The following is an 8,512-nucleotide window of genomic DNA, read 5'->3' on the forward strand; positions in this document are numbered from 1 at the left end:
CCCGCCCGACTCGTCCGGCGCCCTGAGCGGGCTCAGCGCGGCGCCTTCACCGGGAGCAGGAGGAGGAACCCGATGATGAGCACGATGACGATGCCGAGGATCCCGTAGGCGGTCTGGCTCGTCGCGACGATCAGCACGGTCCAGGCGGCGGAGGCCATCCAGCTCGCGGCCCTGCCCGTCGTGGCGTAGAGACCGAAGATCTCGCCCTCCCGGCCGGCCGGGGTGACGCGGGCGAGGAAGGAGCGCGCCGCCGCCTGGGCCGGGCCGACGAAGGCGCAGAGCACGAGGCCGCCGATCCAGAACACGAGGGACCCGGCGTCGCGGAGCAGGAACACGGCGAGGCCGGCGACGATCATCGATCCGATCGATCCGAGGATGATCCGCTTGGGGCCGAGGCGGTCGTCGAGGCGTCCGGCGATGATGGTCGAGACGCCGGCGACGAGGTTCGCGGCGATGCCGAAGACGATGATGTCCTGGGTGCCGAACCGGAACACCGCGGTCCCGATGATGGCGCCGAACGCGAAGACCCCGCCGAGGCCGTCGCGGAACACGGCGCTGGCGAGCAGGTACCAGAACGTCGACCGGGTCTGCGGGTCGCGGTAGAGACCGATCACGTCCTGCACGAGGAGGACGTAGGAGCGGAAGAACCCCACCTTGCGCTCGGGCCGCCCGAGCGACGGCTCCGGCACGTTGAGGAAGATCGGGATGCTGAAGACGATCGCCCAGACCGCGCACCCCACGGCGATCAGCCGGTACGCGAGGCCGTTGTCGGTGGACATCCCGAACCAGTCGAAGGTGTCGAGCAGGACGACGATGACGAGGGCGATGATGCCGCCGAGGTAGCCGAAGCCCCAGCCCAGGCCGGAGATGCGGCCGATGTTCTTCGGGTTCGCGATGCCGATGAGCATGGCGTTGGAGTTCACCGCGGCGATCTCGCCGAACACGGAACCGGCGGAGATCAGCGCGACGCCGAGCCAGAAGAGGGCCGGCTGCGGCTCCACGAACCACAGTCCCAGCATGCACAGGATGAGAGCGCCGGTGCCGATGCCCAGCCAGAGCTTCTGTCGTCCGGCCGCGTCGGCGCGCTGGCCGAGGACGGGAGCGAGCAGGAGGATGCCCAGGGCGGCGATCGTCGACCCCAGTCCGAGACCGGAGGCGAGGTCGGCCTCCGCGGCGACGCGGACCGGGTCGCTCGGGTCGAGGGCGGCGACCTCCGGCGGCAGGAACGAGGCGCTGACGAGGTACAGCGCGGTGAAGACGAACGTGAGGATGACGGTGTTGAACGGCTGGGTCGCCCAATCCCACAGCGCCCAGGAGTACACCTGCTTCCGAGGCGCGGGGGTGTCTCCGCGCAGATCGAGGCCGACGACGGCCACGGCGCCGCTGTTCGCTGTCGCCACGGGCTCGGGGGTGCCCGCCGCGGGATCGGGTGAGGTCATGGTCGAAGTCTGGCCGCGGACGGTGAACGCCCGGTGACGGCGCGCCGTCGGCGTCGGGCGCCCGGGGCGTTCAGAGGGCGGGGCCGCGGCGGATCCGGACGGGGCCCCGGGCGTCGGTGATCTGGACCGGCTCGCCTTTCTGTGTGACGACCACGACGTCGCGGGAGGCGAGATCCGCGGCGACGCGGCGCACGTCGGACATCCGGCCGCGCCACTCCTCGCCGCCGACCGCGCGGGCGACGTCGCTCGGGCAGATCGACGAGTCCGCGCGTTTCCGGGTGAGGGCGCGCATCGTCGCGGCGATCCGCTCCTCGGCCTGCGCCGCGGAGGGTGCCTCCCACCACGGGGCACCCCGCTCGCCGAGGGCGGTCTTCGCATCCTGCACGCGACGGCGGGCGTCGGGCTCCGCCGCCTTGACCGCGCGCCGTGCGGCCATGAGCTCGTCGACGAGCTCCTGCCGCAGGTTCTCGGGGATCGACGGATCGGTGGCGCGCCACCGCCGGCCGTTCACGACGATGTGGTGTCCGTCCGCGGTCTGCGCGGGGCCGTCGTCCGTCATACCGGCCATCCTGTGCGGCGGCCGCGCGCCGCGCCATCCCCTTGACGTCCGCGCGGCCGCCGGTCAGTGGTAGAGGAGGTCGGCGTCGACGAGCCCCGGCCAGTCCGGCACCGCGAGCGACTCCGGCTCGTCCCACGCGCCCGCCGTGATCCGGCGGAAGGCGCCCTCGACCCCGAACAGCTTCTCCAGAGGGGACCAGTCGGACTCCCCGGGCATCGGCACCAGCGCCCGCTCGGCCAGGGCCTCGGGGTAGAGGGTGGCGAGCAGCGACAGCAGGCGGACGCCGGTGTGCACCGGCCGGAAGGCGACCGGGTCGGTCACATGCAGGAGGAGCCCCTGGCAGGCCTCGCCGGCGTGATCCCGCACCAGAGGGGTGAAGCCGTAGGGGGAGGCGGTGACACCGGGAAGGGCGAACTCGACGAACGCGGTCGTGTACTCCTCGGCGTCGATGAACGGGGCGCCGACGACGCGGAAGGGCACGGCCGTGCTGCGACCCTCGGAGACGTTCACGCCCTCGGCCAGACACGTGCCGGGGTACAGGAGGGCGGTCGCGGCGCTGGGCAGGTTCGGCGAGGGCGGCATCCAGGTCAGCTCCTGCCGGCCGAGGACGGTCTGATCGCGCGTCCATCCGTGCACCTCGACGACGTGCAGCTCCACGTCGATCCGGCGCGTACGCACCCAGTGCCGCGCGAGCTCGCCGATCGTCAAGCCGTGGCGGATCGGCATCGCCCACCGCCCGACGAGCGAGTTCGCCGCCTCGTCGAGCATGGGGCCCTCGGCCTGCTCCAGGCGTCCGCCGAGCGGATTCGGGCGGTCGAGCACCATCACGGCGACGCCGGCGTCGGCGCACGCCTCGAGCACATGGCTCATCGTCCAGATGTAGGTGTAGAAACGCGCACCCACGTCGGGAAGGTCGACGAGCACGACGTCGAGGTCGGCGAGGTCGGCGGTCGCGGGCCGCACGTTCTCGCCGTAGAGACTGCGCACCGGGAGCCCGGTCACCGTGTCGCGCAGATCCCCGATCAGCTCCCCCTCCCGGGCTCGGCCGTCGAGGCCATGCTCGGGGCCGAAGAGGAGCGTGAGCGGGAAGCCGGCGTCGGCGAGGCCTGCGCGTCCACGGGCGAGGGTCGAGGTGAGGGCGAGGTCGTTCGTGACCATCCCGATGCGGGCGCCGCGGAGGCGGTCCCGCTGCGGCTGCGTCAGGTCGTCGTGGAGGAGGCGGTCGATTCCGAGCTGCATGATCAATCGATTCTGTGAGCGGTGACGGCGTCGTGCGTGCGCTGGAGGTTCGCGGAGATCCGGTCGTAGTCGGCCTGAGCGATGCGCGTGTAGAGGAAGTCGAGGACGGCGAGCTGGGCGATGCGGCTGGCCATCGCGCCGGAGCGGAAGGTCGACTCCGACACCGCCGTGACGAGGGTGTGCGCGCATGCGCGGGCGAGCGGCGAGCGCGGGTTGTTGGTGATGGCGATGGTGGTGGCGCCCGCAGCGGCGGCCACCTCGGCGGCCTGCACGATCTCGAGGGTGCGGCCGGAGTGCGAGATGGCGATCGCGGCGTCCCGATCGTCCAGGAGCGCGGCGCCGGTGAGGGCGAGGTGGTGGTCGGTCCGCGCCTGGGCGACGAGACCGGCGCGATGGAGCTTCTGCTCCAGGTCCTGCGCGGCGAGCCCGCTGGAGGCCGCGCCGTAGATGTCGATGCGGCGCGCGCTGCGGACCGCGGCGACGCATCGCTCCAGTTCGGCGATGTCGAGCTGGCGGGCGGTGCGCTCGATCGCCTCGGCCTCCGCGAAGGCGATCTTGCGCACCGTGGTCGCGGCGTCGTCGTGGCGGCTCACATCGCCCGCGGACACCTGGAAGCGCTCGCGCTCGGACGCGCTCCGCGTGAGCTCTCCGGCCAGGGCGATCCGCAGGTCGGGGTACCCGGGGAACCCGAGGCTGCGGGTGAAGCGCGCGACGCTGGCGACCGACACCCCGCACTCCTCGGCGAGCCGGGTGATGGAGTTCTCGAGGACCGCCTGCGGCTCGGCGAGCACGCGTTCGGCGATGCGGCGTTCCGTGGGAGTGAGCGCGGAGAGGCGCTGATGGATGGCTGTCACGACACTGTTCGGCACGAGCCCATGATGGCAGGTCGGGTCTGCGCTCGGTAGGAATTTTCAGAAAGGCTTGCATTTTTGTAAGAGATTGCCCACAGTGGCAGTGTCGGCATCGTCCCCGTGCCGCGACGAAGACGTCACCCGAGAGGAACACCATGCGAAACCGACCCGTCCGCCTCGCTCTCACCGGAGGGATCCTGGTCGCCGGACTCGCCGTCGCCGGCTGCGCGCCCGCAGCCTCGAGCGGCGAAGGCCAGGACGATGTCACCCTGACCGTCTGGTCCTGGCAGGCGTCGTCGTCCCCGAAGTGGGAGGCCGTGTTCGACGCCTACGAGGAGTCCCACCCCGGCGTCACCATCGAGTTCGAGGGCTTCCAGCCGACCGAGTACAACCAGATCCTCGCCACCGGCCTTGAGGGCAGCGATGGTCCGGACATCGCGATGCTGCGCGCCTACGGCGGCGTGCAGTCGGCGATCCAGTCGGAGCAGATCGTGCCGATCGACGACATCGTCGACGGACTCGACCAGTTCGACCCGACGGTCCTGCGCGCGGCCCAGGGCAAGGACGACGGCAAGACCTACGGCGTCCCCTTCGCGTACCAGACCATGCAGATGTTCTACAACAAGACCATGTTCGACGAGATGGGCCTCGAGGAGCCCACCGACTGGGACGAGTTCATCGAGCTTCAGGAGACCCTCCTGAAGGAGGGCGTCACCCCCATGGCGCTCGGCGCCCGCGAGGACTGGGTCCTGCCGATGTTCCACGACATCGTCGGCTCGGCGCACTACGGCGGTGCGGACTTCGAGGAGAAGGTGCTCGCCGGCGACGTCGACTTCACCGACCCCGCCTACGTGTCCTCTCTGCAGATCGTCCAGGACATGCAGAAGTACCTCGACAAGAACGTCAACGCGATCGCCGTCGCCGACGCAGTCCTGCAGTTCACCTCGGGCCAGGCCGCGCAGTGGCCGGGCGGCTCGTTCGACCTGCCCACGTTCCAGAGCTCCGCGCCCGACACCGAGTGGGGTGTCTACGAGGTCCCGCCGTCCCCCGACAGCGCGCTCGACCACGCGGTCACTCCGGGCTACGCAGACGGCAGCTTCGGTATCAACGCGGCCAGCGAGAACCAGGAGGCGGCCACCGAACTGCTCAACTGGATGACGACGAAGGAGTTCGGCCAGCTCGTCGCCGACGAGGTCGACCAGTTCTCCGCGCTCCCCGGGGTGGAGTACTCCGACCCGCTCATGCAGGAGATGAACGAGCAGTACACCGCCAACCCGGCTCCGTACCTGCTGCTCGTCGACTTCCGCTACGGCGACCCGACCGGCACCGCCGTGCTCGGCCCGGACATCCAGGCCATGTTCCTCGGTCAGAAGACCCCGGAGCAGCTGGGCGCCGACCTGCAGTCGGGCATCTCCACCTGGTTCACCCCCTCCTCCTGACCCGAGCGTGGTGGGGCGCCGCATCCGGCGCCCCACCACGAGCGAAGGACCCCCCATGGCTCTGACCCTCCCCGTGCGCCCGCCGAAGAGCCGGCGCCCCCGCACCGGCATCGCGCTGTCGACGCCGACGGCCGCGCTGTTCGTGCTCCCGGCCGCCGTGCTCTTCGCGGTGCTGATCCTCTACCCGATGCTCGCCGCGCTCAGCTACTCGTTCTTCGACTGGCAGGGCACCAAGCAGGGTGGATTCGCCGGTATCGGCAACTACCTCACGCTCCTCACCAAGGAGCCCTACGCCTCCGAGCTGTGGAACGCGTTCGGCCACAACCTGCTGCTCTTCGCCGGCGCCCTGGTCTTCCAGAACTCGCTCGGCCTCGGCATCGCCACCCTGCTGCATCGCCGCAAGCGCACCAAGCGTTTCTTCCAGACGATCTTCGCCCTGCCCTACCTCGTGAGCCCGATGGTCATCGGCTACCTGTGGTCGCTGATGCTGTCTCCGCTGTTCGGGCCGGTGAACGCGATCCTCCGCGGCGTCGGCCTGGAGAGCCTCGCGCTGCCGTGGCTCGGCGATCCGCAGCTCGCGATCTGGGTCATCGTGCTGGTCAGCGCCTGGCAGTGGATCGGATTCCCGATCCTGCTGTACGGCGCGGCCCTCGGCGGCATCCCCGAGGAGATCGAGGAGGCGGCGTCGCTCGACGGGGCCACGGCCGCGAAGCGCTTCCGCTACATCACCCTCCCCATGCTCACCCCGACGATCGGCATCATCACCGTGCTCACCTTCATCGGCAGCATGGAGGCGATGGCCATCCCGTTCGCGCTCGCCGGGTCGAACGGCGCTCCCGCCGGCTCCACCGACGTGATGATGCTGCTGTTCTACCGCACCGCGTTCGAGTCCGGGAATCCGAACTCCATCGGGGTCTCCTCGGCCCTCGCGACCGTCCTGTTCATCTTCATTATGGTCATCTCCGTCGTCATCACGACGACGATGCGCCGCGCCGAACGAAAGCTGTTCTGATGAGCACCGCCCTCGACACCCGTCAGGAGCCGACCACCGAGGCGATCGTCTCCGGCCGGCCCTCCGCCCCGCGGCGGCGCTCCCGTCGCACGAACGACACCCCGTTCGTCGGCCGCCTCCTCGCCAACGTCTTCCTCTGGGGATACGCGCTGGTCGCGATCGGTCCACTGCTGCTCATGGTCAACAACTCCCTGCGCACGCAGCAGCAGATCGCCACCGAGCCGCTCGGACTCCCCGTCCCTCCGACGTCCACGAGCTTCCAGAACGCGTGGATCACCGCCTCGTTCGACACCTACTTCGTCAACTCGATCACCGTCACGGTCGGGTCGGTCATCGTCACGACGGTCGTATCGGTGCTCGCCGCCTACGCCTTCGCGCGGGCCAGGGCGAAGTTCTTCCGCGGGATCGAGGCCGTGTTCCTCTCGGGCCTCATGCTGCCGGTGCACCTGGCGATCCTGCCGCTGTTCTATCTGCTCGACGCGCTCAAGATGACGAGCAACGTCTTCAGCCTCATCCTCGTCTACGGCGCCCTCGGCATCCCGTTCACCACCTTCGTGCTGACCGTGTTCTTCCGAGCGCTGCCGATCGAGCTGGAGGAGGCCGCGCGCATCGACGGCGCCGGACCGATGCGCACGTTCCTGCAGATCCTGCTGCCGCTCGTGCGCCCGGCGCTCGCGACCGTGATCGTCTTCCGGTTCGTGCCGGTCTGGAACGACTTCTTCTACCCGCTGATCCTGCTGCGCGACCGCGACTCGTACACGCTCCCGGTGGGCCTGACCCGGTTCTTCGGGGAGTACTCGACCGATTGGCCGCAGCTGTTCGCCGGACTCACGATCGCCACCATCCCGCTCGTGGTGCTGTTCCTGCTGGCGACGAAGCAGATCATCAACGGTCTCACCTCCGGCATGAGCAAGTGACGGCGGCGGGCGGATCATGGTGAACGGAGCACCGGGCTCGGCGTGGGCGTCGGTGCGCGCGGTCGCCGGGGGAGCGGAAGAGCTGCAGCTCCTCGGGTCGCCGGCGCACGGCGATCGCACTCCGCTCACCGCCGCGCACCTGTTCGATCTCGCGTCGCTGACGAAGGTCTTCACCGCGATCGCCGCCCTGCGGCTCGTCGACGCGGGGGTGATCGACCTCGATGAGCCCGTCGAGCACGTCGTCACGGTGGGCAGTGGTGCCGGGGCGGAGCGCATCACCCTCCGGCACCTCCTCACCCACGCCTCCGGGCTGCCGGCCGAGGGGCGCGAGTGGCGGGAGGGCGTGCGCGGGGAGGAGTTGCGGGCCCGCGTGCGTCGCCGGGCGCTCGGTGCCGAACCGGGCGTGCGCCACCTGTACTCCGATGTCGGGTACATCGCAGCCGGGGACTATCTGGAACGGGTCTCCGGGCGGCCGCTCGCGGCGCTCTGGGCGGAGGTGGCCGCGGGGATCGGCGCCGCGTCGCTCACCGCGGCTCCGGAGCGGGACGCTTCGATCGCCACCGAGACGCAGCCGCATCGCGGGAACGTGCGCGGTGAGGTGCACGACGAGCTCGCGCATGCGCTCGGCCGTCCCGCCGGCCACGCGGGACTGTTCGGCACGGTGGGGGATGTCGCCGCTCTCGCCCGTCTCCTCCGCGACGAGGGCGAGGGGCCGCAGGGTCGAGTGCTGTCACGGGAGTCGTTCCGCGGGATGACGACCCCGTCGATCCAGGCCGACGCCGGCTACGGGCAGGCGATCGGCCTGCGCGTGCGCGATGCCGCGTGGATGGGCGACCTCGACGCGGTCGGCCACACCGGCTTCACTGGCACGTGCTTCGCGGTCGTCCCCGAGACGGGCGCCTACGGCGTGCTGCTCCTCAACCGCGTGCATCCCACGCGCGAGGACGCCGACGTCGCCGCCGTCCGCCGTGCCTTCCTCGCCCCCCTCACCCCCTGACCCCCCTATCCGCCCCGGTCCCGGCCCCGCCCCGGTCCCGCCTGCGCGCCACCGATGCG

The 8,512-nt window shown here is 70.7% G+C and carries 8 protein-coding genes; 4 read left to right on the forward strand and 4 right to left on the reverse strand.

Annotated features, from left to right (window positions below; genetic code table 11):
- Window positions 1-32 precede the first annotated feature (32 nt).
- From AUV07_RS17160 to AUV07_RS17175, 4 genes are all read right to left on the reverse strand, one after another.
- Window positions 33-1,439 carry an MFS transporter gene (locus AUV07_RS17160; protein ID WP_062637981.1) on the reverse strand — a complete coding sequence of 469 codons (1,407 nt, stop codon included), beginning with the start codon at window positions 1,437-1,439 and terminating at the stop codon, window positions 33-35.
- Between the two features lie 70 nt (window positions 1,440-1,509).
- The gene (locus tag AUV07_RS17165) at window positions 1,510-1,998 is read right to left on the reverse strand and encodes a DUF3253 domain-containing protein (protein ID WP_062637983.1); all 489 of its coding nucleotides are present in this window, start codon (window positions 1,996-1,998) and stop codon (window positions 1,510-1,512) included.
- A 63-nt stretch (window positions 1,999-2,061) separates the two neighbouring features.
- Window positions 2,062-3,237, reverse strand: coding sequence for an exo-beta-N-acetylmuramidase NamZ family protein (locus tag AUV07_RS17170; protein ID WP_062637985.1), 1,176 nt, complete (start codon window positions 3,235-3,237; stop codon window positions 2,062-2,064).
- A 2-nt stretch (window positions 3,238-3,239) separates the two neighbouring features.
- The gene (locus tag AUV07_RS17175; RefSeq protein ID WP_062637987.1) at window positions 3,240-4,106 is read right to left on the reverse strand and encodes a MurR/RpiR family transcriptional regulator; all 867 of its coding nucleotides are present in this window, start codon (window positions 4,104-4,106) and stop codon (window positions 3,240-3,242) included.
- Window positions 4,107-4,243: 137 nt separating this feature from the next.
- On the opposite strand from AUV07_RS17175, the gene AUV07_RS17180 reads away from it, so the two are divergent.
- The 4 genes from AUV07_RS17180 to AUV07_RS17195 are packed head-to-tail and all read left to right on the forward strand — an operon-like array spanning window position 4,244 to window position 8,453.
- The gene (locus AUV07_RS17180) at window positions 4,244-5,527 is read left to right on the forward strand and encodes an ABC transporter substrate-binding protein (protein WP_062637989.1); all 1,284 of its coding nucleotides are present in this window, start codon (window positions 4,244-4,246) and stop codon (window positions 5,525-5,527) included.
- A 55-nt stretch (window positions 5,528-5,582) separates the two neighbouring features.
- Window positions 5,583-6,539 (forward strand): carbohydrate ABC transporter permease, encoded by a 957-nt coding sequence (locus AUV07_RS17185; RefSeq protein WP_025102684.1) that lies wholly within the window; start codon window positions 5,583-5,585, stop codon window positions 6,537-6,539.
- Entirely contained in the window at window positions 6,539-7,456 is a 918-nt protein-coding gene (locus AUV07_RS17190) for a carbohydrate ABC transporter permease (protein WP_062637991.1), read from the forward strand. Before AUV07_RS17185 ends, AUV07_RS17190 begins: the two co-directional genes overlap by 1 nt.
- 16 nt (window positions 7,457-7,472) lie before the next feature.
- Window positions 7,473-8,453 carry a serine hydrolase domain-containing protein gene (locus AUV07_RS17195; RefSeq protein WP_062637993.1) on the forward strand — a complete coding sequence of 327 codons (981 nt, stop codon included), beginning with the start codon at window positions 7,473-7,475 and terminating at the stop codon, window positions 8,451-8,453.
- Window positions 8,454-8,512 lie beyond the last annotated feature (59 nt).

It is taken from the genome of Microbacterium sp. CH1, from assembly GCF_001595495.1.
GTDB lineage: Bacteria > Actinomycetota > Actinomycetes > Actinomycetales > Microbacteriaceae > Microbacterium.